Genomic DNA, 26,241 nt, shown 5'->3' with positions numbered 1-26,241 from the left:
GAATCATGACCGTTTCTGGAGATGGCTGCCCGGCGGCGGAACCGATAGCATCAATATAATTGACATGACATTAATTGTCATACAATAAATTCCGGCTGCGTGCGCCTTTCTCTTCCCACCGCCGGGTTTATCAGGTAGCCCCTACGCCGCCGCCGGGAGTTTTTCGCCCAATGTTGTCCAGCCTCAAGCGCATTTTCTCCGATGATGCCCAATGGGCCGCCACGCGCACCACGGCGGCGTTCAGCGCGCGCGCGCTGCTTTCGGTGGGCATTGCGCTGTTCCTGGCCTTCTCGTTCCAGCTCCAGTCGCCCATGAGTTCGGTCACCACGGTCATGATCGTGGCCAACCCCACGGTGGGGGCGCTGGTTTCAAAAAGCGTGTGGCGCATCATCGGCACCATCATCGGGGCCACGATCAGCGTGGGGCTGATGGCGGTGTTCGTGCAGTCGCCGGTGCTGTATTTCATGGGGCTGTCGGTGGTGGTGGGGCTGGCGTGCATGGCGGCCACCTTCCTGCGGCTGTTCCGCGCCTATGCCGCGGTGCTTACCGGCTACACCATCGTCATCATCTCCGCCCCCGCGTTTGACAACCCCGATGGCATCTTCCTCTCGGCCATGTCGCGCCTTGCCGCGGTGGTGGTGGGCATTGTCACCACGGCGGCGGTGTTCATGGTCACATCGCCGCGCCGGTCGGACACGCTGTTCACCCAGATCCACGGCCTGTTCCGCGATACGGTCAGCTATATCCTGACCTTTCACCAGGGCTACAGCAACGTGCCCGCGCAAAACCCCGATGCCCTGCCCGGCAGCACGTTCCGCACGCTCCCCACCACGTTTCATGACAGCCGGGCTGCCATGCTCACCCGCATCGCCCGCCTGTCGGACGCGGTGGAATACGCGGCGGCCGACAATTACGACATCAGCGTGCGCCAGCGCGAGATCAGGGCGGGGCTTGCGCGGCTTTCGGGCATCGTGGCCTCGTACCACCCCCACACCATCACCCCCGCCGACACGGAGCAGGACCGCGCCGTACATGGCGAGATCGTGGCCATGCTGCACATCCTGCTGGACCTGACGAAAGACCAGGCGCTCGAAGCAATGTGGACGCAGGGCTGCGCGCGCATCCAGCACACGCGGACCATCATGATCGATGAGGCGCGCGCCACCCATTCGCCCCGCTCGCTGCTGTTCCTTGATGACATCCAGGACCTGCTCGGCCAGATCGACACGGCGCTGCAGGATCTCTCGCGCCGGGGCAGTGCGGGGCGCAGGCTGCGGCTGCAACCCTACCTTGAATGGCCCACCGCGCTGCGCAACGCGGCCCGCGGGTCGCTGACCACGCTGCTGACCACGCTGATCTGGTACGTGCTGCACTGGACGGCGGGGCCGACCATGATGCTGTACGTGGTGGCGGCGGCGAGCCTGCTCTCCACCCTGCCCTCTGCCTCACGCGCGGCGGGGATGATGGCGGCGGGCACGGCGCTGGGCATACCGGCGGGGCTGTTGTGCCATATCTTCCTGCTACCACAGATCGATGGCTACCCGCTGCTGTGGCTCTCGCTGTGCATCATGCTGCTGCCCGGCGTGTGGCTGCAGTTCCACCCCAAATTCGGCGTGGGGGGATTTGGTTACGGCGTGTTCGCCACCGTGATGCTGCAGGTCAACAACCCCATCCATTATTATAACGACATCAGCCTGTTCAACGGGTGGATGGCGCTGTTCATGGGCTGCATCATGCTGGTGCTGTCCTTCCGCGTGATCCTGCCGCCCAACCACCGGCTTGATGCCGCGCGCCTGGTCATGTCGCTCACGCGCAGCCTGCGCAGGCTGGCGCTGTCAGGCCGCAGGCAGGGCAAGGAATGGCTGGTATGGGAGAACCTGCAACTGCAGAAGGTGATCCGCCTGGCCATGCGCCTATCGTTCTTCGCGCGGCCCGCCAGCATGCATGAATATATCGATGCGGCACTGGCAACGCTTTCGCTGGGGCGGCTGATCGAGCGCATCCGCACCATCGCGGGCAGCCCCGACATCATGGGCGCGCAGCAGGCGGCGATTTATGATGCTCTGGGCACCTTTAGCGAACTGTCGCACAACCCGCTGCTCACGGCGGCCAGCCTGCGGCGGGCGGCGACCATACTCTGCCCGCCAGATGCCCTGACCCTGCGCCCGGCAGCCCAGGTCGAGGCCATGGCCTGCCTTGAGCAGGCCGCGCGGATCATCGAGGACATACCGGGCTTTCTGGACCAGCGCGGCCCGCTGCAATGGGCGGAGGACTATCCCGCCGCCCACCGGCCGCCACTGGCCGCCGTCAGGACGGAAGCCGGCTGAGCACCGAGAACGACACCGCATCCATCACCGTGGTGTCGACCTCATCGCCGGGCTTGAGGGTCTTGAGGAAATCCTGCATCGCCTTCTGGCGCACCAGCACCACGCGGGTGATGTCATCGGGGTCGACAAACACGACCTGGTTGCGCGTGGTGTCCACGCCGGTCACCTTCACGCGCTCGCGCTTGAAGGACACCATCATGCCATGCGGGTGCGGGCCGGTGCGGGTGCCGGCGGCGTTCTCGGTCGATTCCGGCAGCGGCGCGCCGGGGGGCGCGATGGCGGCATCGATGGTGCGGACAATGCGCAGGCCAATCTTGTCACCGGGGTTGAGCACCGGCAGCTTGGCGCGCAGGTCGGGGTCGACGCGCACGGTGTCGAGGTTGCCCGCCTTGTCGCGCAGCAGGATCATGCCCGCCTCGTGGTCCACGCTCTCGACCGTGGCGGTCGCCGTCTGGTTGCCCACGATGACCGGGGCCTGCGCCATGGCGGGCAGTGCGGCAGCAGACGCGCCCGCAACCACGCTGGCCAGCGCCAGCGCCACGCGGCGGGATGCAAACAGCTTCACGTTCATATGTGTCGTTCTTCCCTAAATCTCTTGACGGATGTCAGTCCGGGCGGGCGTAAACGCGCCCGTGCCAGCGCCCTTATCCCATAACGCGCCGGGGCGGTCACGTATCCTAGGATATATGGCGGGCGATGTATGGCACGCAGGGCACAATCGCGTGCCCACACCTGCGCCCAGCGCATTACCCCCTTCCGCCATGCGGGGCTGCGGGTAGCGTGCGCATGGTGTAAGCCTGCCACATTGCCAGGCACACAAGTCAGGAACCCGACATGACCGACCAGACCCCGCCCGATGCCTTTGCACAGGGCAAGGCAGCCGCCACCAGGGGCGAGCCGCTGATCGAAAACCCGTTTGATGAAACCCTGCCCGCCTATGAGGACTGGAACAAAGGCTGGTGGAGCGTGCGCGAGAACGACGGCGATTTCGACCCGTTTGCCGAGAAATAGGCCCGAAGGCCACGATGGCGTGAGATCAGCCAGACGTGAGGGCGCGCCTGTTGTGGCAGGCCCCCGCGCATGGGATGAAGGATGCTGACGGTTCGTTGAAACAGCGACTGTTCTCAGAAAAAAGAGGCGGCATCGGCAACGGTGCCGCCTTTTTTGTGGCCCGTGCGGCAGTTAAAGGCTTTTGGTGAAACTTATGGTCCTTTGGTGTTTCAGGACCGGGCCGACATGCTGCCCGGCGCAGCAGGCTGGGTCTGGGCGGCGGGCGGCTGGCCAATCCTGGCGCACACCCGAAAGGCCAGCAGCGCCCCTGCCAGCGTGAGGAAAGCCGGGATCCACATGTCATGCCCCACATGGGTGAACTCGAGGCCCAGCGCCAGCGCGGTAAGCGGCATGGACATGAACGTGCCCAGAAAGGCAATGCCGCCCAGCAGCGCCACCGTGCCCACATCCACCACGGGCAGGCAGGCATTCCACCCCCCTGCCAGCACGGTGGCCAGCAGCGCGCCCATGGTCAGGCTGGGCGTGAGCAGCCCGCCCGCGGCCCCGGCCCGCAGCGCGCCCATGATGACGACAATCTTGAGCACCAGCACGGTGGCGGCAAGCTGCGTGCCCAGTTGTGCCGACAGCGCAAGCTGCATCGGCCCGCGCCCGTTGCCCGGCAGTTGCGGGTAGAAGCATGACAGCACGCCCAGCAGCGGAAACACCACGAGGCACCACGCAATACGCGCCCCACCCCGCGCCGCGCGGTTCTGCACCACGGCCATCAGCCGCTTGGCCATCTGCGCGCCCACGCCAATGACCGGCCCCGCGCATAGCGCCCACAGCACCACGGGGGCCGTGACCGCCATCGGCCCGATGTCATACTGGTGCAGGTTGCCCAGCACCGCCCACGGCACGAATGCCCCGATGGCCGAGGTACCCACCGCGCACAGCACCGCGCGCTGCCCCACCGTGCCCAGCAGCACCTCGAGTATGAACAGCGCGCCGCCCAGCGGCACGTTATAGACGGCGGAAAGCCCGGCCCCCGCCCCGCAGGCGATGATGATGCGCCGGTCATCAGGCGCAAGCCCCAGCACGCGACCGGTGCCCGTGGCCAGCACCGCGCCGAGCTCGCGCGGCGCCACCTCGCGGCCAAGCGGCGAGCCAAGGGCCACCGTCACGATCTGGAGCAGCACATGCACCGTGGTGGACAGCGCGGGCATGGGCTTGCCCAGCCCCGTCTTGCCAACAGCCGCCGCAATGCTGACCAGCGGCCTGCCAAAACGCCCCAGCGCCCACCAGCCCACGCCCGCCACCACGCCTGCTGCGCAAAGGGCGGCAACCCTGCGCCATGGCGCGGCGGCACTCACGCCCTGCACGAAGGTATGCGGCCCGCCGGGCTGGCCGTAGCCATAGGCGGCATGCTGGACCGTGTGCAGCAGCACGGACAGCACCGTGCCCCCCACGCCCGACAGGAAACCGGTGGCAATGACCGCCATGGCCATGACCGGCCATGCGGTGGGCGCGCCACGGGGCGCTTGGGCGGAAGCGGGTTGGGTCATGATGGCATGGGATATGCCGGATAAGGCGGAGCACGCCAAGCCGGTTTAGCGCGCGCAGGGCGGGACCATGCGTGCCGCCAGGCCCCTGCGCCACGTCGATTCGGGGGTGGTGGCCCGCATGATGACAGCGCCACGCCACCCGCCGCGCGCCACGGATCATAAATAACGAACACGCCATGCCGGTAATGGCAACACCAGAACCCTGCACAACGGCGCTGAAAGGCGCTAGCAACATCATATTGCTTCGCGATATGGTTGCCTGTACGGAACAGAGGCCAACAGGTAACGTTTCAGGGGCAAGGCAGGAAGGGGACGAGATGAAATTCGTTATTGCCATCATCAAGCCGTTCAAGCTCGATGAGGTACGCGAAGGGTTGCATTCCATCGGGGTGGATGCCCTGACCGCAACCGAGGTGAAGGGATATGGCCGCCAGAAAGGCCAGACCGAAATCTATCGCGGCGCAGAATACAACATCCAGTTCCTGCCCAAGATCAAGCTCGAGATCGCGGTGCCCGACGCGCAGTGCGACAAGGTGGTGGAAGTGATCCAGTCCGCCTCGTGCACGGGCAAGATCGGCGATGGCAAGATTTTCGTTCTCGACCTGCAGCAGGCCATACGGATCAGGACACAGGAAACCGGAGAAAACGCGCTGTGATCACAAAGATTGGCAAGAGCGCCCGCCATGCCGGGCTGGCGGCCGCGGCTTTTGGCGCGTCAATGGCCAGCCTGCCCGCCATGGCGGCCGATGCCCCTCCCGCCATCGACACGGGCGATACCGCCTGGATGCTGGTCAGCACCGCACTCGTGCTGATGATGACCATCCCCGGCCTTGCGCTGTTCTATGCGGGCATGGTGCGCAAGAAAAACGTGCTGGCCACCCTCATGCAGTCCTTCTCCATCTGCTGCATCATGACCGTGGTGTGGATGGTGCTGGGCTACAGCCTGACCTTCACCTCGGGCAACGCCTTCATTGGCGGGCTGTCGCGCGTGATGCTCAACGGGCTGGGCGCAGGCATCAGCAAGGGCAGTGACGTGGCCTTCACCATGGCCGCGGGCACGCCTGCCGCCACCACCATGACCATTCCCGAAAGTGTCTGGATGACCTTCCAGATGACCTTCGCCATCATCACGCCCGCGCTGATTACCGGCGCATTTGCCGAACGCATGAAGTTCAGCGCCCTGTGCGTGTTCACCATCATCTGGTCGCTGATCGTGTACGTGCCCGTGGCCCACTGGGTGTGGGGGCCCGATGGCTGGGTGGCGGCCAGGATCGGCGCCATCGACTTTGCGGGTGGTACGGTGGTGCATATCAACGCGGGCATCGCGGGCCTTGTGGCAGCCCTGGTGATGGGCCGGCGCAAGGGCTATGGGGAGGACGACTTCTCACCCTACAACCTGACCTATGCCATTATTGGCGCATCCCTGCTGTGGGTGGGCTGGTTCGGCTTCAACGCAGGCTCCGCAGGGGGCGCCAACGGGCGCGCGGGCATGGCCATGGCCACTACCCAGATTGCCGCCGCCGCGGCTGGCGTGTCGTGGATGTGCGCCGAATGGATCAAGACCGGCAAGCCCACCGTGCTGGGCATCATCTCGGGTGCGGTGGGTGGCCTTGTGGCCATTACGCCTGCCGCGGGCTTCGTGCTGCCGGGCGGCGCGCTGATGATCGGGCTGATCGCGGGCGTGATCTGCTTCTGGGGGGCGACGGGCCTCAAGCACATGATGGGCTATGACGACAGCCTTGACGCCTTTGGCGTGCATGGCATTGGCGGCATAGTGGGCGCGTTGCTGACCGGCGTGTTCGCCTATGGCCCGCTTTCAGCCACCGATGCCAGCCCCGAGGGCGTGAGCGGGTCGTTCCACCAGTTCGTGGCGCAGGCGGAATCGGTGGGCATTACCGTGGTGTGGTGCGCGGTGCTGACCTTCATCCTGCTCAAGGCCATTGACCTGACCATCGGCCTGCGCGTGACGCGCGATGAGGAAATGGAAGGCCTGGACATGAGCCTGCATGGCGAGCGGATCAATTCCTGACCTTCCTGCCTGCGTGCAACAATGTGGAAAGGGCGGCCTTGCGGGGCCGCCCTTTTTTTCTGCCCCCTGCGCACGCCCGCTGCCGCGAAGCGGGGCCTGTGGCACGTCGTGTATTGCCCGACTGTCAACACGCCCGGATAGGGAGCGGGATGACCAATGAAGGATGACTTGTCGTGTCCCGCCCATGAACCGCATGAAACAGAGCGTGGTTGCAGGAAAACGCATGCCCGACATGGTGTTTGCGGATGAATGGGCTGATTATCTGACAGAGGATGAGACCGCCGGCATCATATGATCCCTTATGGACTTCAACGGCGAGAGTCTGTTTTGTGCCGTCGATATGATGACACTACCTGAAGATGAAACAGATAGCGTTTCATATATAAATATACAGATTACAGATCAGCCTGGTATCAGAAAAAACGGATGGGGCACCGTGGCTGTATAATGTCGATACATATGCCCTATCATCAACATCTGGAAAATGGTTCATATATAGTGAAAGAGATAATGACATATCGATTATTTCCCTGAAAGGCGCAGGAACCATAAAATTTTTTGCAAAGCATAAATATTCAATTCACGCCATCCTTCCAGATGACCTGAATAGAAAAGAAATTCTGACCGATCCATTCGATAGGCTGGATCCAGCATGGTCTGCAAATTTTCGCAGGTTTTACGGGCATGCGGACTGACCAAGCGATTATTCAAAAAACAGATCACTGACAAAAAAGAAAAGCTTCGAAAAGATGCCGCCTTTTTCCAAAAAGGCGGCATCCGGAAACTTTTACTCTTTCAGCAGGGATTTATTTTATCAGAAGTTCTGCGAAATACCGGTCAGGATCGTGCGCCGCAGCCCGTATTGCGGGGCGCCCACGCCAATGCCCGAGCCACTACGCAGCATGTAGGGGTGGTCGAACAGGTTGGTCACGTCCAGCCGCAACTGCGTGGTGCGCAGGAAGCGGGAATGGAACAGATCGCGGAAGGACTGCACCAGCGCCAGGTTGAACGTGGCGTATTGCGGGATCACGCCGCCATTGGGCACGGTGTCCGTATCCTGCCGCAGGCCGCTGCCATAGACCATGGTGGCCGAGAGCAGCGTCGGGTGCCCGGTGCGGTGGAAGAAGGTGTAGGACCCACCGGCTGAAGCGGTCCAGCGCTGGTCGTGGTCGAGATGCACCCAGTGCTGGCTGATATAGGCCAGGTCACCTGGGTCAAAATTGAACTGTGCGCTGGTAATGTCCTTGCCGATGGCGCGCGACCACGCAAAATTGCCATACAGCGAAAGCGGCCCGCGATCATAGGAAGTCGAGACCTCATAGCCGTTCACCTGCCCGCGCCGGTAGTTGAAGCCCGACAGGATGATGGGCGCGCCGAACTGCCCCTCGTCAATCAGGTTATGGGCCAGCTTGTAATAGGCATCGAACGACACGCGCCAGCCGGGCAGGATGACCTGCTCGATTCCGGCATCGAAGTAATGGTCGCGCTCGGCCTTGACCGTATCGCTACCGGTGCCGGCTGCCGCACCCGATGTACCCGCAAACTGCTGCAGGTCGGTGCCGCCCACCACCTCGAAGGGCGGGGGCGTGAAGTAGCGCGAATAGCCCGCATGCAGGGTGGCTCCCTTCCACGCGCGCCACACCACGTTGATGCGCGGACTGAGCTGGTGCTCGTTGGTATATTCGCCCACGCCATCAAAGCGCAGGCCGTAATTGACCGTGACATTGCGCAGCGGCCGCCATTCATCCTGCACGTACAGGCCGTAGACATCCCCCGTGCGGCCATTGCCGGTGTGGATGGACTGGAGCGCCCCCGTGTCGGTGTTCTGCACCAGTGAATCGGCCTTGGTGATGTTGCGCTCGGCAAAGACCTGAAAGCCGAAACGCACGGTATGATCGGGCCGCACGCGCCAGGTCACGTCACTCTGGGTGCCGGTGGACATGACCGAACGCTCGGCATGCTGGCTTATGCCCATATAGGCCAGGTCGCCCAGATTGGGGTCGGGGCTGTAGCCGAGGCTGCTGTAGCGTGAGAACACCGATGTCTGGAGCGAGAAGGCCCCGATCTCCTTTTGCAGCGACAGGATGCCGAAATCGGTGATCTGCTTCTGGCGTTCATTAAGGTTGGAAGCGCTTGGAGAACCCGGCACTGACACACACGGCGAATCATCACCCGCGCAGGGGAAGGTCTGGCCACCAATATTGGGCAACTGGTACTCGGCGTTCGACACGCCCGCAATCAGGCTCAGTCGCGTGTTTTCATCCACCGTGTACCGCACATGGCCAAGGAAATGGTACTGGTTGCTCAGGTCATGCGGCGCATTGAACGAAGGCGTGGTGTTCTCGATGCCCACCCGGTCATGCACGTAATCGGCGGTGAAGAAGTAATCCCACCTGCCATGCTGCCCTCCATACTGCGCGGAGGGGAAGAAGTAGTCACGCGCACCACCATAGATGGACACGTTGCCACCCTTGTTGGTAGCACCATTCTTGGTGGTAATGTCGACCACGGCCGCCTGAAGGAAGCCGTACTGCACCGGCAATGCGCCGGTGGAGAGCGACATGTTATCGGCAAAGCGGGTCATAAGCGTCTGGCCGAACACGTTCATGCCTTCTGGCAGTTGCACGCCATCGAGGCGGAACTGCACCTCGTTATGGTCACCACGCACATGGATCTGGCCGTAGCTGTCCTGCGCAACACCGGGGGCCTGCAGCAGCACGCTGTTCAGCCCGGTATTGTCGCCACCGGGAATGGTCTCGATCGCCTTGCGGCTGAACGCATGCACCGTTGCCCCCGTGGAAGGCTGCAACTGCACGCGCGCGCGGTCGAGGCGCGCGGTGACGGTCATGGCCTCGGGCGCGGATGAGGCGCGGTCGAGCGCCTGCGCCTGCCCGGTGGTGGCGTGCGGGTCATCGGGGGTCGTGGTGGTGGCGGGCACGCCCTGCGCGCAGGCAGTGGCGACAGGGGTCAGCGCGGTTATGGCTGCCAGCATGGCACGGGAAAGGGGACGGGGAAAAAACCATAGGCGCGTCATGGCGGAAAGGCTCGCATCCGGTGAGGTGGTTTCGGGAGGCGCAGCTTTATTTGGTACAATATAACATAACAACATGAAAAAGCGGTGGCCCTCGCCGGGCGTGCCTGATGTTGTATTTATGCAACAGAACGTTTCGGCCAGGATGGACGCACCGTGCAACTGCCGCTGCACACACAGGAAACTGCTCCTGTTGCGCTACCTGCCGGTGGTCTATTACGGTTTGCAGTCCTGCTTTAATACGGTATTATTAAATATAAATATTTCATTTATCCTGAACAATTATAGGAAATACCTGGTAAAATCAGTATTCATAATGCTTCAGAAAACACCGCCTTTTTGAAAAAGGGCGGCATCCAAAAACTTTTATGAATTTTCATCAATACGTTATTTTAAAATACTCTCCTGAGGAAGGAACCTGGCATGGCCGATACCCCGCTCCCCCCTGACCGCGAGACTCTGGCACGTTCGCTGCAGGCAACCGGCCTGCCTGCCGCCGTCGTGGCCCATCTTGCCGCACAGGCGCGGCCTGCCGTGCTCATGCCCACCACGGCGGGGGATGAGGACACCATTCCCGCAGGGGCCTCGAAACTTGGTGGCCGCCCCGACCTGCCGCAGGGCATGGCCTGGCCCCTGCGCCCGCCCTACCCCGATGCCGACAGGCGGGCACAATACTACAACCGCAAGGCGGATGACCTGCTGGCCAATCCGCCCTCATGGGCACGCACCAAGGGTGTCGAATGGTTCAGCAACGAACACCGGGCCAAGGCGCGGGCAGTGGCAACGGATTTCCCGCTGGCCTTCTTCGGCCAGTTCAATCTGGCCGAACTGGCGCAGGCACCAGGTTTTGACCCGATTTTTCCCACGGAGGGCCGCCTGCTGGTATTCTATGATTACTGGATAGAGCCGGAAGAATTCACCCCTGAAGCCGCCGTGGGGTGGCGCGTAATATGGGATCCCTCGCCTGTGGCTGAACTGGTGCGCGCGCCGGTGCCCCAAGCCCTGCTGGCGATCTCGAACGATAAATGGAGCTGCATCTTTCCCCCCGCCCCCGTGATCACGCAGCACTCCGTCATCACGCCCATGCCACTTAATGACAAGGGATGGGATGCCTTCTCCCTTGATGATCGTGCGAAAGCCCTAGCCTATAATGACTGGTTCTACGCTTTTGGCACACCTGATGAGGGGAAGCGTGACAACCATCAGTTTGGCGGCTTTCCGCAGCCCTTACAGAACGGCCTTCAGGCCCGCAGCCAGCTTGCCGCCAATGGCCTGAACTGCAGGGGCGACGTATGGAACACGGCCCAGGCGAAGGCGCTGCTTGAATCCGCGGCACAGTGGCGGCTTGTCGTGCAGATCGGGGCAGACCCGCATGCGCGGTTTGCCGATGTCGGGGCCTATTACGTGATGATGCGCAAGACCGATATCGCAACCCGCCGGTTTGACCGGGCGCGTGTTGTCTATCAGTGCGGTTAGGTGCCGGACTGCAGCACCAGGTCGCGTCTTACGAGAACAACAAAGTCGTTTTTATCCCCGCGTGTGCGGGGAACACTCTTAGTGGAACCTGTTGATTCCAAATTCTTATTTCACTGTCGAAGAAACTACCGACCCAAGCAGCTTTTTTTAAACAGATTTGCCAGAGCGTGTCCTCACTCCTCCATCACCACCGGCGGCAGGCGCGGGCCTTCGCGCAGATAGGCGTTGAGAAAGGTGTGCACTGCCGAACGGGCGATGAAGTCGATATGCGCCTGGTCGGTATTGACCGGCAGTTGCATGCGCGCGCGCCCCGCAATGCGGGTCTGGCACAGGGCATAGAACTGCTCGGCGGCAAAAACCGGGTCGGGGATGTTCAGCACGCCGGAATCATTATGCTGCATCAGCCACGCCGAGAGAATGTTGATGGCCTTCTGGGGCCCGTGCTTCCAGAACGTCTCGGCCAGTTCGGGAAAATTGCCTGCCTCGGAAATGATGATACGATTGAGCATGAGCGATAGCGGCGAGGTCAGCAGCCGGATCATGGCCACGGCCAGGTGCTCGAGCGATTCCGTCAGGTTCGCCCCTTCATCAATGCGGCTGAACAGGAGCGGCATCTTCTCGCACGCGCACTGCTCCACAAACGCGGAGAACAGCGTGGCCTTGCTGTCGAAGTAGTTGTACAGCGTACCTTTCGAGACACCCGCATCGCGCGCGATGCCCGACATGCTGGCTCCCTCGTAGCCGTTCTGGGCAAAGATACGCGCGGCGCCCGCCAGGATCTGCTGGCGCTTGGCGGCGGAGGCACCCGGGGGCAGGCTCTCGGCAGCCTGCATTTTGCCTGTATGGCCTGGCGTGGTGCCCATTGAAATCATCCTGCTCCCGCGGTTGGCGCGTACTTTCGATTGACCCCGTGAGGAAAGCCGATAGGCTAGGGGACTGACCGAACTGATCGGTCATTCATGCCATGGTTTGAAAACCATGCCAAGAATGCAGAATTTACATCAGCTGTTTCAGGTACAACAGGGGGGCCATGTTGGTGGGTAGGGGAATTTCATGGCGCACGGCCGTGGTCGGATTGTCGGTCATGACCGCCGGGTGTGCGGTTGGCCCTAATTTCCATAAGCCCAAGCCGTGGGTTCCCAACCAGTATGGCGGCCCGGACCGCATCGCGGCCGCAACCGACAAAAACGGCAAACCCGCCGAAGTGGCCAGCCAGACCACGCCCGATGATCCCGATACCGCCTGGTGGACCATCTTCAACGATGCCGAGCTGACCAGGCTCGAGCAGCGCGTGGCCACCGACAACCTTGATGTGCGCGCCTACGCCTACCGCATGGCCCAGAGCCGGGCCGAACTGCGCATTGCCGGTGCCGAGCGCTACCCTGCCATGTCGGCCACCGGCTCCTACGCCCGCCAGCAGTACAGCACCAAGATGCTGCAGCGCATCGTGACCGATGTCGAGAGCGAACACCCGGAGCTCGGCCAGGTGGCGGGCACGCCGGGCAAGGCCAAGATCCCGCTGTTCAACCAGTGGCGCGACAGCGTGGATGCCACGTGGGAGCTCGACCTGTGGGGCCGCGTGCGGCGTGAATATGAGGCCGCGGCCGCAAGCTCGCAGGCGGTCAACGAATCCCGCCGCGGCATGCTCATCTCGCGCCAGTCGGAAGTGGCGCGCGACTACATGGAGCTGCGCAACACGCAGCAGCAGCTACGCATCGTGCTGGAAAACCGTGATGTGGCGCAATCCATGCTGGACCTGAACCAGCAGCGCTACACCAAGGGCCTGGCCAGCAACCTTGAGGTGGAGCAGGCCCGCGCGCAGTATGAGAACACGCTGGCCCAGATCCCGCAGCTTGAGCAGCAGCTGGCCATGCAGGTCAATGCGCTGAGCCTGCTCATGGGCGCGCCGCCACGCGCGCTGTCCGATGAGCTGCTCACCGCCTCCGCCATTCCGCCCGTGCCACCGCGCGTGCCAGTCGGCGTGCCCTCTGAGCTGGCCCGCCGCCGCCCCGATATCCGCCGCGCGGAGGCCAACCTGCACGCCGCCACCGCCCAGGTGGGCGAGGCCGTGGCCGAGTTCTACCCGCGCGTGACCATCAATGCCGGTTTTGGTTTCGAATCCCTCTCCTTCCGTGACCTTGGCTTCTGGAACGCCAAGGCGTGGAATGTCGGCCCCTCCATCACGCTGCCCCTGTTCCAGGGCGGGCGCCTGCGCGGCCAGCTTGAACTGCGCAAGGCCGCCCAGAAGGAAGCGGCCATCAACTACCAGAAAACCGTGCTCGGCGCCTGGCATGACGTGGATAACGCGCTCACCGCCTACACCGACGAACAGCGCCGCCATGACAGCCTGGAGCAGCGCATGCAGGCCAGCCACCACGCGCTGGAGCTGGCGCAGAACCAGTACCGTAACGGCATGGTGACCTACCTCAACGTGCTCGATGCCCAGCGCCAGTACCTGGGTGCCGAGTCCGACCTGACCACCAGCACCGCCGCCATATCGGGCAACCTGGTGCGGCTGTACAACGCGCTTGGCGGCGGGTGGGAGACCACCTACCCCGACACGCCGCGCCACAAGCAGGCCACTGCCGCCACGGCCCGCCCGGCTGCAACCGGCGGCACGCCTGCCACCCCCGCTCCTTCCACCCCGCCGGGCCAGCCTGCCTGATGGCCTGCGTTAAAAGCTTGGCGCGCGCGCCCCTTGCTAGTATAAGCCGCCCCGTTCCCGACTGGCAGGCCAGTAACTGCCACACGGAAGCATGGCGCAGGGACCTGTTCGTATGATTACATTGCCCCCCGACTATCGCCCCTCGGATGATGAGGAATTCATGAATCCGCAGCAGGTGGAATATTTCCGCCTCAAGCTGCTGAAATGGCGGGCGGACCTCCTCAAGGAAGCGGATGAAACGCTGGCCAGCCTGTCGGAAGGCGGCATCCATGAAGCCGACATTACCGACCGCGCCAGTGTCGAGACCGACCGCGCGCTCGAGCTGCGCACCCGTGACCGCGCCCGCAAGCTGATCTCCAAGATCAACCAGGCCCTGCTGCGCGTTGAGGCGGGCACCTATGGCTATTGCGAGGAAACCGGCGAGCCGATCGGGCTCAAGCGCCTTGAGGCCCGCCCCATCGCCACCCTGTCGATCGAGGCGCAGGAGCGCCACGAGCGCATGGAACGCATCCACCGCGACGACTGACCCCTCCCCAACCGGCTGGAACGCCCTAATTTGCCAAAAGGCGATAAAAGGGGGTTGCCAGCCGGTGCAGGAAAAGTTAGGAAGCCCGCATACCGTGCTGCTGTAGCTCAGTGGTAGAGCACTCCCTTGGTAAGGGAGAGGTCGACAGTTCAATCCTGTCCAGCAGCACCATGATTTCCCTAGATATTTTTTTGTTACGGTTCTGCGTTGTCTGGTCTCCATGGACCAGGGAAGACCGCCAGGGCATGTGCGGCCACTTTCGGTCCGTCAGGGCCATGGTGCCCGTCAACGCGCCCGATCAATCTCGGCGCTGTTCCCCAAAAACCTGGCGTCCTCCCTCAATGGCATCCTGACCATCGGCAGGCATGACGAAACGCATGAGCGAGCCTGCACATGCAACGATATGCAGGCCCGCGCAGATCGCCTGTGCGCACGGCGAGAACTCCCCCCGCCCTGTCGCGTTATTGTTTCGATGCACGAGATGGTTTTGAAACAACGCACTGATAAAAATAGTAAAAGTTTTTAGATGCTGCCTTTTTTCAAAAAAGGGCCGCTCGTTAAAGCTTTTTGAAAAAATATTCACCACAAGCGTCCCGCAGTTTGCAGGGGGAGTGGGGCGCACATTTTCAGGCGGCTTTCATCACCAACCGGTTTGTTCCGGCATCACGCACCCGCTCACGCCACACAGGGCCTGCACGGGTCCAGATATTTGACAGAGGCCATATGACTGCACCCATAACCGCCCGTTTCACCGCCCTGTGGCCCCGCCTGCGCCTGTGGCAGGCCAGTGGACTTATGGTGGGGCTGCTGGGCCTTGCTGGCCTTTCAGGGTGTGGTTACACGGATTCACGCGCCGCCCATCGCGCGCAGATGACCATGATCGGCATGAACAGCACGGACGTGCAGTCCTGCGTGGGCATTCCGGACAAGACCAAGAAAATCAGCGATGCAGTGCAGATTTTTGAATATTCCCGCACCCTGAACATTCCTTCGACCAATGATTCGACGCTGATCCCGCTCCAGTCGGTCGTGAACCTGACCGAAACGACACTCGGCGGCGCGGGCAAGACCTGCGTTGCCGATATCCGCTTTGAAAACGACCGGGTAACCCAGGTGCATTACAGCGGCGATGATGATGAAATGATGGGCACGGACGGTGTGTGTTCCATCGTCACCCGTGGCTGCGTGCGCCAGCCGGTTGCGTCCATGCGGCATGTGAAGAAAGGGGTTTTCAGCCCTGTCTCCGCCTTTCACTCGCCCAGGCTCGAGGCACAGCCCGCTACACCGCCGACACCAGACACGCCAGCACCCGCAAGCGCAAAATAAAAGTTTTTGGGTGCCGCCTTTTTTTCCAAAAAGGCGGCATTACCTGAAGCTTTTTATAATCAGGAAGTCATCTCGAGCGGCAGCGCCGCCATATCCGCAGGCGGCCCGGCCAGCATGCAGGCAACACCGGTCGTGCGGTCCACGAGCATGCGGATCTCGACCGGCCCTTCCGCCCCGAACAGGTCGGATGTGACTTCATAGGCCGGGCGCAGCGGCGCGTCCTGCGCCGCATCGTGGCGCACCACCTCGGTCATGATACGGCCAAGGGCACGCTCCAGCCCGTCCATGACGCGCGAGGGCGCGAGGCGGGGCCGGTCGCCCTCCCCCGTGCAATGCAGCTCCAGCAACCGCGCCCATGAGGCCGTGGGAATGAACAGCGGCATGCGCGCGCCATCATTATGGCGCTCCGCATGCATGATGCGCCGCGTATTGGCCAGGCCAATCACGTCCACGCGCGGCAGGTCATCGCCAATGCGCGCGGCCACCGTGCGGGGGGTGTCGTCGCTCACAGCGTCACCCCTTCAAAACGGGCAGGCAGCTTGAGAATGTCCTGCGAGGACAGCGCCGAGGAAACAAAGAAGCCCTGGATGCGCTCGGGCCTGAGCGCCTTGACGAGATCAAACTGCTCGCGGTTTTCAACCCCCTCGACCGTGACTTCCATGTTGAAGCCCTGCCCCATGTCGATCAGGCTGGACAGGACCATGCAGGCATCGGGGTTGCCCACGATGTTCGCCACCATGCTCTGGTCGATCTTGACCTGCGAGAACGGCAGCTCGCGCAGGTGGTTCAGCACCGTGATGCCCTTGCCGAAATTGTCGAGCGCGATACGGAAACCCGCCCGCGCCAGTTCACGCAGGTTGCGGATGCCCTGCTCGGCCCGGCGGCCATGCAGCATGGCTTCGGTCACTTCCAGCACGAAGCTGTCAGGTGACATGTTGAAGCGCCGCAGCGATTCCTCAAGCTCGCGCTGGTAGTCATCACGGATCAGGTCCATGCGCGAGAGGTTGATGGCAAGCTGGCGGGGCGGCTGGCCCTTCTCGTTCCACATGCACACATCGCGCCGGAACGCCTCGATCATACGCGGCCCCATCGCCTGGGCCAGCCCGGCATCGGTAAACACGTCGGAGAAGTCTTCCGCCGCGAGCAGCCCGCGCTCGGGGTGCTGCCAGCGCAGCAGCGCCTCGATCTGGTCCACCTCCATCGTGTTGCAGTTCACGATCGGCTGGTAATAGACCTCGAACTGGTTGCGCACGACCCCGCACCGCGCCTCGCTCAGGATCGAGACACGCGCCTGCGCACGCTCGCGCAGGTTCTTGGTGAACATCTGCGACTGCTTGCCGCCCGCGCGCTTGGCGGCATACATGGCCATGTCGGCGTTTTTCTGCACGTCTTCCATCGTGTCGGTGCCATCAAGCAGCACCGCGCCAATGCTGCCCGCAACGCTGACCGTTACCGTCTCGATATCGATGGGGCGCTCAAGGATGGCCTGCAGGCGGTCCATGTACCGCTCGAGCGATACATCCTCGAGCGTGCGGTGCAGGATGACGGCAAACTCGTCGCCGCCAAGCCGGCTGACCGGATCATCGGGGTGGGTGAGTTCGATCAGCCGCGAGGCGATGGCGCGCAGCACGATGTCACCCGCATGGTGGCCGTGCACGTCATTGATCTGCTTGAAACCATCAAGGTCGAACATGGCAAGTGCCGGGTGGGCGGTCATACCCGGCTCGCGGCAGCGCGCGATCTCATCGGCCAGCGCGGTGTTGAAGCCACCACGGTTGAGCAGCCCGGTCAGGGTATCGGTCTCGGCCAGTTCACACAGCCGGTCGCGCGTGTTCATGAGTTCGGTAATCTCGAACCGGCTGGCCACGTACCCCGTGATCGTGCCCTGCCGGTCGATCTTGGGGATGATGGTGGTGGCCACCCAGTACAGCGACCCATCCTTGGCACGGTTGCAGATATTGCCGCGCCACAGCTGCCCCGCCTTGATGGTGCGGTACAGATCGCGGAAGAAATCAGCATCATGATAACCGGAATTGACGATCCGGTGCGTCGAGCCCACCAGCTCCTCGCGCGAGTACTGGCTTATCTCGCAGAAGCGGTCATTGACATAGGTGATGACCCCCTCGCTATCCGTAATCGCGACAATGAGGACATTATCAACCAGATCAGCCCAGAAATCCGCATCCTGATGCGTCAGGGCCCGCAGCCGATCATCGTGTTGCAATGCCATGTTCCCGCCTGGAATCCGTAATAAAAGACAAACTGTTATGCTTCATGAACTCAAACCGCCCCAACGCATGGCACCAGAACGCCAACACCATGCGCGGGGCACCACATGCTCTATGCCGTCGTTGGAATGAGGAAAGAGCCACGCTCCTGCCGCTCGCGGAACCATTTTTCCAGTTCCGCTGGGGGTAATGGCCTGGAGAAAAGATAGCCCTGCATCACATCGCAATGCAATTCCTCCAGAAGGCGCCACTGCTGCTCGGTTTCCACGCCTTCGGTCACCACCGTCATGCCCAGCCGCGAGCCGATGCCGATTACCGCCATGGTCACGGCCTGAGCGTTGGTATCATGCTCGAAATCGTTGATGAAGCTGCGGTCGATCTTGATCTCGGTCAGCGGCAGGCGGGTCAGGCGCGAGAGCGAGGAGTAGCCGGTGCCGAAATCATCCATCGACAGCCCGACATCGAGCCTGCGGATGGCATGCAGCACCTCCTCGGTCTCGCTGCTGCTGTCCATCATCACGCTCTCGGTTATTTCCACCGTCAGGCGGTCCGGCGTCAGGCCATGGTGCTTGAGCAGGTTGGCGATGTGCTCGGGCAGGCCGCGATTGCGGAAATGCACGGCAGAGAGGTTGACCGCCACGGTCGGCACCCGCACGCCGTCGCGGTCCCACTTCACCATCTGGCTGCACGCTTCCTCAAGCGACCAGCGGCCAATGGCCTCGATCTGCCCGGTTTCCTCCGCCACGGCAATAAAGCGGGAGGGATAGATGTTGCCCAGCGTGGGGTGGTGCCAGCGCGAGAGTGCCTCCACCCCGTAAAGCCCGCCGGTCATGGTCTCGACCTGCGGCTGGTAATGCAGGTTGAGCATGCCCTTGGAGAGCGAATCGCGCAGCGCCGAGCCCAGCACCAGCCGGTCCTGCGCCACCTGGTTCTTTTCCTGGCCGGCGAAGCGGAACAGGCCGCGCCCGTCCTCCTTGGCCTGGCGGGTGGCGGCATCGGCATGGCTGAGCAGGGATTCGCTGTCCGGCCCGTTGGCGGGGAAGGTGCTGATGCCAACGCAGCACGAGATGCTGAGCGTGTTCTCGCCCACCTGCAGCGGCTTGGCGATGGCGTTGATCAGGTTCTCGGCAAACTTCTCGGCGCGCTCATGCGAGCATTCGGGCACGACGATGATGAACTCATCGCCACCGGAGCGGCTGACAATGTATTCATCCTTGACCAGATGGCGGATGCGGCGGCCGATCTCGATGAGGAAGCGGTCGGCGTTCACATGGCCAAGCGCGTCGTTGATATCGCGGAAGCGGTCGATATCGACCATGAACAGCGAGAACTGGCTGTCGCCGCCGCGCATGATCAGGCGCTCGATGATATTGTGCAGCGAGGTGCGGTTGAGCAGCCCGGTCAGGCTGTCGAAATTGGAAAGCTGGGCAATATGCTGGCGCGTCTCGCTCTGCTCGATGGCCAGCGCACAGAACGGCATGCTGGTCGAGACCACGCGCTGCGCCCAGGCCAGATCGGCCTCATCGCCGCGCATGTACAGCGCGAACACGCCCATGACCTGCCCCGTGCGCGAGACGATGGTGGACGAACAGCACCGCTCCAGCCCCAGCGAACGGGCAAGCGAGGCGTAGCCATCCCACACCACGGTGTTGCTGGCGGCGGGGTTGGCGCGCAGCGTTTCGAGCTGCCCGGGGGTGAGTTCCATGCTGTCGAGTGCGGCGCGGTAGCGCTTGGGCATGGAGGGCGAGGCACTGACCGAAAGCTTGCCCGAGCGGTCGATCAGCATCAGCGCGCCAACCGCGCCGGGCACGAAACTGTCCGCCCGGCGGCACAGCAGGTCGCCCACTTCCTCCATGCTCATGTCGGATGCGAGGGCCTGGAGCACGTCATTCTGCAGCACCAGGATCTTGCGCTGGCGGCTGGGCTCGGTCACGTCCTTCATGACCGCGATGTAGTAGATCCTGCCGCAATCATTCACCTGCACGCGCGAGATGGACAGCTCGCCACAGACATACTCGCCATTGGCGCGACGGAATTCGACCTCGCGCGAGGTGCCGACAATCCGGCCGATCCCGGTCTCGCGGTTGCGGTTGATGTAGTCGTCATGGCGGTCGCGCTCGGGTTCGGGCACGAGGCAGCTGACATTGCGGCCCATGACCTCTTCGCGCGAGCGGCCCCATATCTTCTCGGCTGCCGTGTTGAAGAAGATGATGAGGTTATGCTCATCAATCACGACCATGGGATCAATGGCCTGCTCCATCGCAGAAAGCAGGACATCGGCGCTAATCTTCGGCTGATCCACCGTAAACTCCAGAACATCGGCACGACCAACCGCGCCATGTGAGATCATTTTCCTGACCTGGGCAGGCATCCGCCCGGCGCGTCATCATGCTGCCAGATTCGATCATGGCCATGCGACAACGGGCACCGGGCCACTCGGCACAGCCATCATACTATGATTTATGCCCATGCGGAAACATGACATGCCTCAATCTTGACACAAAGCCGCCACCGCGGCGCCTCAGCCGTCGTGGCGCTCAAGGTCCTGGGGCAGCATGCCTGCAAGCGGGCGGCAGGCATAGGCGCTGTCCTGCTCGGGCTGGGGCTGGTTCTGGCGCAGCTCTGCCGCACCCGCCGCCACCGCCCGCCAGGCCGCCTGCGCCAGCGCCTTGCGGCTGGGAAAGTCATCGGGGTCGAGCGCGGGGTGCAGCAGCACGGTTGCGCGCATGGAGCGCCATTTGAGGAGCTGCCACACATGCGGGCCAAGCTCCATGTCGCCATACCACGCAAAGACCGGGCGGCGGGCGTGGTTGACCGGCAGGCCCTCAAGCTCGTCATACACGACCGAGACCGGCTGGATCAGCGGCGTCATGCCCGGGCGCGCGGCAATGGCGGCGGCCTCGCTGTCGGGCGCGACCGGCCCCTTGCCTTTGGGCAGGCGCGGCGGCTTGGCAATGGCGAAAAAGGCCGAAAGGAAGGGCAGCACCCTTGAGCCATCCGATGACGTGCCCTCGGGGAACAGGATCAGGTTGTCCCCTTCCACCATCAGGCGGTGCAGCATCTCGTCGCGCTCGCGCCCCGTAGTGCTGCGCTGGCGGCTGACGAATATGGTGCGGCCAATGCGCGAGACCAGCCCCATGATGGGCCACCCCTCGATATCGCCCTTGGCCACGAAGTTGGATGGCAGCACCGTGCCAAGCACCGGCACGTCAAGCCATGTGGAATGGTTGGAGACGTAGATGACAGGCCGCTCGCCATTCTGGCGCGCCTTGCGCCCACCCACGCCACCGGCCCTGCGCCCCACCACGCGGATGCGCAGCGACAGAAGCAGGCACAGCCCGCCCCAGACCATGCGCGTCCAGCGGATCTTGGCGGTCCCGGGCACGAGCAGCAGCACCGCCTCGAACCCGACCGAAAGCGGCACCCACACCGTAATGGCCGCAAGCCGCCCCACGCCACGCGCTGTCCGGGCATATTCACGCAGGTGGCCGGTGGGCATGACCGTGGTGGTGGCGATGGCGCGCGCCGCCTCCGAGCCCGGGCGGGGCGCGATCACCTGCCGCGAGGCGCGCAGGGCGGATCGGGACATGGCGGGTGACGGGGAACGACGCCGGGCAAGGCGGCGGATGAAATCGGCGATCATGCGGCTATCCATAGCCCGCCATCATGGCGCGCGACAATATGGGGCAAACGGGCAGGCAGCCCGGCGTGTCCTGCACGCCACGCCTGTCATGACACGGGCACCCGCCCGTTGTGGGTGCGGAACGACCGCACGAAACCCCACCTGTACACTGGACCTGCCCCGCCGACCCGTTCATGCTGGGGGTTGATCCTGGAGGAGAATTTCCTATGTCCGCACGCAGCCGTCGCAGCGCCCTTGCTGCCGCGACCGCCTTCTCGCTCCTTGCCGCCATGGCCCCCGCGCCGCTACGGGCGGCTGACGAGGTCCTGAACGTGCTGACATGGTGCGACCATGAGGACCCCGAACTGCTCGGCCCGTTCGAACAGGCCAACAGGGTGCGCATCCACTTCAAGGATATCGACAGCACCGGGGCGGTGCGCGGCATCCTGCGCCAGGCACAGGCCGGTGACTGGGATGTGGTCATCATGGAGGAAACCGCCGCCCCGCAACTTGCGGCGGCAGGGTTGCTGGCCCCGCTCGACCCCGCGGATTTCCCGAACACCGACATTCCCCCCGCCATCGCCAGCCCCGCAGGCGGGTCGTATCAGGGGCAGCTTTATTCCGTGCCGGAAAAATACGGCTTCCATGCCGTGGCCTTCAACCAGGCCCGCGTGCCCGCCGCCGAGATGGACGACATCAACGCGCCGTGGCAGCCGCGCCATAACGGGCGCATCGCCATCTATGACAGCTACCTGCCCATCCTGTCCTACGTGGCGCTGGCACTCGGCCTTGACCCCGCCCATCTGACCGAGGCCGACCTGCCCGCCCTGCATGACAAGCTTGCGGCACTGCGCGCCAACGCCACGCTGGTGGGCGATACCGCCACCGTGCAGCAGGCCCTGGCCGACGGGCAGGTGGATATCGTGGTGGGTGGCGGCGGCTGGACCACGGCAGGCGTGGATGAAGGCGGCACCGTGACAACAGCCGATGCCCATGCCCCGCAGCCCAGGCCGGACCTGACCTTTACCGTGCCCCGGCAGGGCGGCATCCGCTGGCAGCATGGCATCTCGATCGTCGAGGCCTCGCAGCGCAAGGCGCTGGCGCTGGCATTTGCCAGATACCTGCGCACGCCCGAAGCCCAGGCAAGGCTGGCCACGTCATCATGCTACTGGGGCATGCCCGCCAACACGCGCGCGCCGCTTGATGACACGACGCGCGCTGCCCTGCACTGGGCGCAGCAGCCTGCCTATATCGCGGCAAGCCACCCCTTCCCCATCGTGGATGATGCGATGGATGCGAAACTGCGCGCGCTGTGGGCGGACGTGATGAAGGATACCCCGGCGGCCAGCCCGCCCACACCCGCCAGCATGGCCACACCGCAACCCGCGGGCGATGCGGCCGGGGCGGATCGCCCGCAGGCTCAGCCGTAATGGCGTAGGCCGTGCGGGCGGCCCAGCACGCGCTCGGCCAGCAGGCCGAAGCCAAAGCCCATGCCACCCCACAGCACCAGCTGCGTGCCCAGCGCCGCCTCACGGAAGTGCCACAGCACCTGGGCGGGGAAGTTGTCCGGTACTTCATTGACGGTGGGCAGCGCCCATTGCAGCAGGCCTGCCAGCACCACAAACGCCACCGTGCCGCACAGGCTGGCGTTCCAGTTGCCCAGCCTTGCGGCAAGCGAGCGCCCGGCCAGCACCGCCATGATCAGGGCGCAGATGGAAAAGACCACCATCTCGAAATAGGCCGCCGTGCGCAGGCCGATCGTCTCGTGATTGCCCACGCCGGGCGGGTTGGCGGGGTATTTGAGGTCAGGCACCAGCACCACGGCCAGAAAACCTCCCGCCGCCAGCAGCATGGCCAGCATGCGCGGTGAAAAACGACCAATGCGGCCATAAGCGGTGGCAAAGACCAGCGCGAACACCCCGCCATAGGCCGCGCCGTACATGACTGCCGCCGTCAGCAGCCCCGCCGTGGCCTGCACCGCGCGGCTGACAAGTTCTACCTCCGGCGGCTCGCCCGCCGCGGCATCCATCGCGGCTTCATAGCCAATGGCAAGGTTGACCTGGGGCTCGCCAAACACGCGGGCGAAGAGAAAGGCAAGGCAGGCGGCCAGGATACCGGCCAGCATGCCACGCAGCAGCAGGCGACCGGCCATCAGGCCACGCCCCGGCGCGAAGGGGAGGATGAGGGAAAAATCATGATGACTGTGCTCCTGTCGGGAAAGCGCGTCCCGTAACGGAAATGAGGCATGTGAACTGGCGGGGAGGTCTGACTTCCGCATGGTCCATGCGGTGCACAGTGGCGCGACCGTGCCGGAATCCCACCGGCTTCCCCCCGCTGCGGGGTGAGCGGGCAGTCAATACCGCGCGGGCGTGCCAAGTCAATGTCGGGGCGCGCACGCACGCCAGCCGCCGCCAGCACCCCGAAGGGCCGGCAGGAGGCGATTTCAGGAACCGTTTTTTGCCAGAAACCCGAAACAACGCCGCCTTTTTGCAAAAAGGCGGCACCCGGAAACTTGTGGCCTACCGGGCCGCGGGCAGCGACACCCTGGTGGCCTGGCCCTGCGCGGACTTCCACTGCCTGAGCGCCTCAAGCGTCCTGCCCACGTGGCCCGAAGGCGAAAGCGCGCTGTAGGCATAGATCACCTTGCCATCGGGCGCGATGACATAGGAGGTGCGACTCGCGCGGTTGAGCAGCGGCAGGCGGCTGTCATACTTGCGCGCGATCTCGCCATGCGGATCGGCCGCCACGGCAAAGCGGCCATGGCCCTCACTGACCGAAAAACGGTCCAGTGTGGGCATGTCATCGGTGGAAACGCCAATGACCGTGGCGCCGAGGGCCTTGTACTGGTCCATGGCATCGGCGAAGTCATGCGCTTCTATGGTGCAGCCACGGGTGAAGGCGGCGGGGTAGAAATACAGCACCACCGGCCCCTGCCTGAGCGCATCAGCCAGGCGGAAGCTGAACTCGCTGCCATTGCGCGTGGCCTGGGCATCGAACAGCGGCGCCTCGCTGCCCACCGGCAGGGCGGCCCACGCGGGCGAGAAGCAGATGAACCCGGCAAAGGCCAGGAGGCCGACAAGCGGCAGGCACAGCCCCGGCAATGCCCCGCGCGGACGCCTGTAAAAATACCTCATGTTTCCTCACACCGCGTTACACAGGCCGATGCCATCATGTGGCAGGCGGCACGACCTGGCAGCCTGAACCGCCAAGCCTCTGGCACAACTGCTGGGCCGCATCGTGCGAAAGGCCGGTCAGCCTTGCACGATAGACATGACCATGCCCCGATGCAACGCTTGCGACCTGCGTGCGCACGCCGCTGAGCGCAACCTTGGCCCGCGCCTGCCCCGCCGCGTGCTCCGCCTGCCCTGCCGAGCCATAGGCACCCACCTGCACGCTCCAGCCATGCCCGCTGGCCATGCTGATCACGCCGGGGTGCTCGCCTGCGGCCGACATCGGGGCCATGCCATCCTGCGCGCGGGCACGCCAGGCCGCCCGCACGGCGGAGGCCTCGGGCGAGGGCGCTTCGGGTGCTGCACCCTTGGCTACGGAGGCCAGCAGCTGCCGCCCCCGACTGCGGCTGCCCCGGCTGTTCTGGGCGGCCTGCGCGCGGGCCAGGGCGCGCGCCTCGATCAGCAGGTCGGCCTGCGAGCGGTTGACGGGCGAACTCCCCGCGATGCGCGGCCCGATGGCGGCCACGTAGTCGCGCGTTTCCTTGGGGAGGGTGTGATAGTGATCGACAAAATCATCCAGCCGCCCCGGCCCGCTATTATAGGCGGCCAGGAAGCCGGGCGAGCCATAGATGTCATACATCCCGCGGATATAGGCGGTGCCCGCCGTGATGTTGTCATGCGGCTCGAAGGCGTCGGGGCCAAGATTGTAGCGCGCGCGCATCTCATCATAGGTGGGCGGCATGAGCTGCATCAGCCCCATCGCGCCGGGCAGCGAGGTCACGAACTGCCCGTTACGGTAAAGCTGGCCACCCGACTCGCGCTGCATCACCTCGCGTATCCACACCGCGGGCACGTCAAAGCGCTGCGAGGCCTCGGTAATGTAGGGGCCCCATGGGTCATCGGGCGGGCCGGGCGGGGTGTAATTGGTATGGGCACGGGCGCGATAGGACTCGGCCTCGTGAATCATCTGCTCTTCGCTCATGTTGCCCGCGCCATTATGGGCGCAGGCGGCAAGCGCGCCCGCAAGCCCCAGCGCCAGCCAGCGCAAAAGGCGGCGGGGCGAAGGGTTGAATGGCCAGCCAACCCGGTTGCCCGCTTCACCGGATGCTGCGTATGCCTGCGCTACTGCCATGTCGTGCCGTGATCCTGCTCATGCCCGCGCACCCATGAGGGACGTGCCGACATGGCCCGCCCGGCAGGGAACGGGCGCCGCACCATAACAGCGTGGTTCCGGCTTGTGCAATCCTGCCCCGCAGCCCCCGCCTCCGGGCAGCGGCAGGGCAGGAACG

22 protein-coding genes and 1 tRNA gene are annotated in these 26,241 nt (G+C 63.9%); 10 read left to right on the top strand and 13 right to left on the bottom strand.

Features of this window, described 5'->3' with window-relative positions; genetic code table 11:
* The first annotated feature begins 170 nt into the window (after positions 1-170).
* Complete coding sequence (locus DV027_RS08335) at positions 171-2,327, top strand: FUSC family protein (RefSeq protein ID WP_130731405.1); 2,157 nt, start codon at positions 171-173, stop codon at positions 2,325-2,327.
* Here DV027_RS08335 and DV027_RS08330 read toward each other — a convergent pair.
* Positions 2,308-2,898 (bottom strand): preprotein translocase subunit YajC, encoded by a 591-nt coding sequence (locus DV027_RS08330; protein WP_130731404.1) that lies wholly within the window; start codon positions 2,896-2,898, stop codon positions 2,308-2,310. The two genes, DV027_RS08335 and DV027_RS08330, sit on opposite strands and share 20 nt — an antisense overlap.
* 263 nt (positions 2,899-3,161) lie before the next feature.
* Here DV027_RS08330 and DV027_RS17490 point away from each other — a divergent pair, with 263 nt between their 5' ends.
* Positions 3,162-3,338, top strand: a complete 177-nt coding sequence (locus tag DV027_RS17490; protein WP_165165649.1) for a hypothetical protein — start codon at positions 3,162-3,164, stop codon at positions 3,336-3,338.
* 209 nt (positions 3,339-3,547) lie between these two features.
* Here DV027_RS17490 and DV027_RS08325 read toward each other — a convergent pair whose 3' ends face one another.
* Positions 3,548-4,822 (bottom strand): chloride channel protein, encoded by a 1,275-nt coding sequence (locus DV027_RS08325; RefSeq protein ID WP_130731437.1) that lies wholly within the window; start codon positions 4,820-4,822, stop codon positions 3,548-3,550.
* A gap of 374 nt (positions 4,823-5,196) precedes the next feature.
* On the opposite strand from DV027_RS08325, the gene DV027_RS08320 reads away from it, so the two are divergent.
* Together DV027_RS08320 and DV027_RS08315 are read left to right on the top strand one after the other, a co-directional pair.
* The gene (locus DV027_RS08320) at positions 5,197-5,535 is read left to right on the top strand and encodes a P-II family nitrogen regulator (RefSeq protein ID WP_061273594.1); all 339 of its coding nucleotides are present in this window, start codon (positions 5,197-5,199) and stop codon (positions 5,533-5,535) included.
* Positions 5,532-6,908: an ammonium transporter gene (locus tag DV027_RS08315; RefSeq protein WP_130731403.1), complete on the top strand. Its 1,377-nt coding sequence runs from the start codon at positions 5,532-5,534 to the stop codon at positions 6,906-6,908. The genes DV027_RS08320 and DV027_RS08315 overlap by 4 nt, the downstream gene beginning before the upstream one ends.
* A 522-nt stretch (positions 6,909-7,430) precedes the next feature.
* Here the strand turns inward: DV027_RS08315 and DV027_RS17485 are convergent.
* Together DV027_RS17485 and DV027_RS08310 are read right to left on the bottom strand one after the other, a co-directional pair.
* On the bottom strand, positions 7,431-7,685 hold the full coding sequence (locus DV027_RS17485) for a hypothetical protein (RefSeq protein ID WP_165399147.1): 255 nt from the start codon (positions 7,683-7,685) through the stop codon (positions 7,431-7,433).
* A 37-nt stretch (positions 7,686-7,722) separates the two neighbouring features.
* Positions 7,723-9,942, bottom strand: coding sequence for a TonB-dependent receptor (locus tag DV027_RS08310; RefSeq protein ID WP_130731402.1), 2,220 nt, complete (start codon positions 9,940-9,942; stop codon positions 7,723-7,725).
* Positions 9,943-10,362: 420 nt separating this feature from the next.
* On the opposite strand from DV027_RS08310, the gene DV027_RS08305 reads away from it, so the two are divergent.
* A complete protein-coding gene (locus tag DV027_RS08305) occupies positions 10,363-11,415 on the top strand; it encodes a DUF1963 domain-containing protein (RefSeq protein ID WP_130731401.1) in 1,053 nt (350 codons plus the stop codon).
* A 173-nt stretch (positions 11,416-11,588) separates the two neighbouring features.
* Here the strand turns inward: DV027_RS08305 and DV027_RS08300 are convergent, their stop codons facing one another.
* Positions 11,589-12,278 carry a TetR/AcrR family transcriptional regulator gene (locus tag DV027_RS08300; RefSeq protein WP_130731400.1) on the bottom strand — a complete coding sequence of 230 codons (690 nt, stop codon included), beginning with the start codon at positions 12,276-12,278 and terminating at the stop codon, positions 11,589-11,591.
* A 221-nt stretch (positions 12,279-12,499) separates the two neighbouring features.
* Between DV027_RS08300 and DV027_RS08295 the strand changes: the two genes are divergently transcribed.
* The 3 genes from DV027_RS08295 to DV027_RS08285 all read left to right on the top strand — a co-directional run bounded on the left by DV027_RS08295 (position 12,500) and on the right by DV027_RS08285 (position 14,777).
* Complete coding sequence (locus DV027_RS08295) at positions 12,500-14,080, top strand: efflux transporter outer membrane subunit (protein ID WP_242621804.1); 1,581 nt, start codon at positions 12,500-12,502, stop codon at positions 14,078-14,080.
* 112 nt (positions 14,081-14,192) lie between these two features.
* Positions 14,193-14,606 (top strand): RNA polymerase-binding protein DksA, encoded by a 414-nt coding sequence (gene dksA, locus DV027_RS08290; protein WP_025439494.1) that lies wholly within the window; start codon positions 14,193-14,195, stop codon positions 14,604-14,606.
* A gap of 96 nt (positions 14,607-14,702) precedes the next feature.
* Positions 14,703-14,777: transfer RNA gene (locus DV027_RS08285), tRNA-Thr, on the top strand.
* A 127-nt stretch (positions 14,778-14,904) separates the two neighbouring features.
* Here the strand turns inward: DV027_RS08285 and DV027_RS08280 are convergent.
* Positions 14,905-15,189 carry a hypothetical protein gene (locus DV027_RS08280; RefSeq protein ID WP_165399145.1) on the bottom strand — a complete coding sequence of 95 codons (285 nt, stop codon included), beginning with the start codon at positions 15,187-15,189 and terminating at the stop codon, positions 14,905-14,907.
* Positions 15,190-15,329: 140 nt separating this feature from the next.
* On the opposite strand from DV027_RS08280, the gene DV027_RS08275 reads away from it, so the two are divergent.
* Complete coding sequence (locus DV027_RS08275) at positions 15,330-15,932, top strand: hypothetical protein (protein ID WP_242621803.1); 603 nt, start codon at positions 15,330-15,332, stop codon at positions 15,930-15,932.
* Between the two features lie 59 nt (positions 15,933-15,991).
* Here the strand turns inward: DV027_RS08275 and DV027_RS08270 are convergent, their stop codons facing one another.
* The 4 genes from DV027_RS08270 to DV027_RS08255 form a co-directional block, all read right to left on the bottom strand.
* Positions 15,992-16,441: a hypothetical protein gene (locus tag DV027_RS08270; RefSeq protein ID WP_130731398.1), complete on the bottom strand. Its 450-nt coding sequence runs from the start codon at positions 16,439-16,441 to the stop codon at positions 15,992-15,994.
* Entirely contained in the window at positions 16,438-18,162 is a 1,725-nt protein-coding gene (locus tag DV027_RS08265; RefSeq protein ID WP_130731397.1) for a putative bifunctional diguanylate cyclase/phosphodiesterase, read from the bottom strand. Before DV027_RS08265 ends, DV027_RS08270 begins: the two co-directional genes overlap by 4 nt.
* Positions 18,163-18,272: 110 nt before the next feature.
* On the bottom strand, positions 18,273-20,510 hold the full coding sequence (locus DV027_RS08260) for an EAL domain-containing protein (RefSeq protein WP_130731396.1): 2,238 nt from the start codon (positions 20,508-20,510) through the stop codon (positions 18,273-18,275).
* Positions 20,511-20,681: 171 nt separating this feature from the next.
* Positions 20,682-21,713: a lysophospholipid acyltransferase family protein gene (locus tag DV027_RS08255; RefSeq protein WP_408884460.1), complete on the bottom strand. Its 1,032-nt coding sequence runs from the start codon at positions 21,711-21,713 to the stop codon at positions 20,682-20,684.
* A 296-nt stretch (positions 21,714-22,009) separates the two neighbouring features.
* On the opposite strand from DV027_RS08255, the gene DV027_RS08250 reads away from it, so the two are divergent.
* Positions 22,010-23,212 (top strand): ABC transporter substrate-binding protein, encoded by a 1,203-nt coding sequence (locus tag DV027_RS08250; protein WP_130731394.1) that lies wholly within the window; start codon positions 22,010-22,012, stop codon positions 23,210-23,212.
* Here the strand turns inward: DV027_RS08250 and DV027_RS08245 are convergent.
* From DV027_RS08245 to DV027_RS08235, 3 genes are all read right to left on the bottom strand, one after another.
* On the bottom strand, positions 23,203-23,934 hold the full coding sequence (locus tag DV027_RS08245) for a CbtA family protein (RefSeq protein WP_130731393.1): 732 nt from the start codon (positions 23,932-23,934) through the stop codon (positions 23,203-23,205). The genes DV027_RS08250 and DV027_RS08245 overlap by 10 nt on opposite strands.
* 367 nt (positions 23,935-24,301) lie before the next feature.
* Positions 24,302-24,916, bottom strand: coding sequence for a peroxiredoxin (locus DV027_RS08240; protein WP_130731392.1), 615 nt, complete (start codon positions 24,914-24,916; stop codon positions 24,302-24,304).
* 34 nt (positions 24,917-24,950) lie between these two features.
* Positions 24,951-26,084: a lytic transglycosylase domain-containing protein gene (locus DV027_RS08235; RefSeq protein ID WP_130731391.1), complete on the bottom strand. Its 1,134-nt coding sequence runs from the start codon at positions 26,082-26,084 to the stop codon at positions 24,951-24,953.
* Positions 26,085-26,241 lie beyond the last annotated feature (157 nt).

The organism is Komagataeibacter xylinus, assembly GCF_004302915.1.
Classification (GTDB): Bacteria; Pseudomonadota; Alphaproteobacteria; order Acetobacterales; family Acetobacteraceae; genus Komagataeibacter; species Komagataeibacter xylinus_C.
This window is presented reverse-complemented; position numbering and strand designations above follow the sequence as displayed.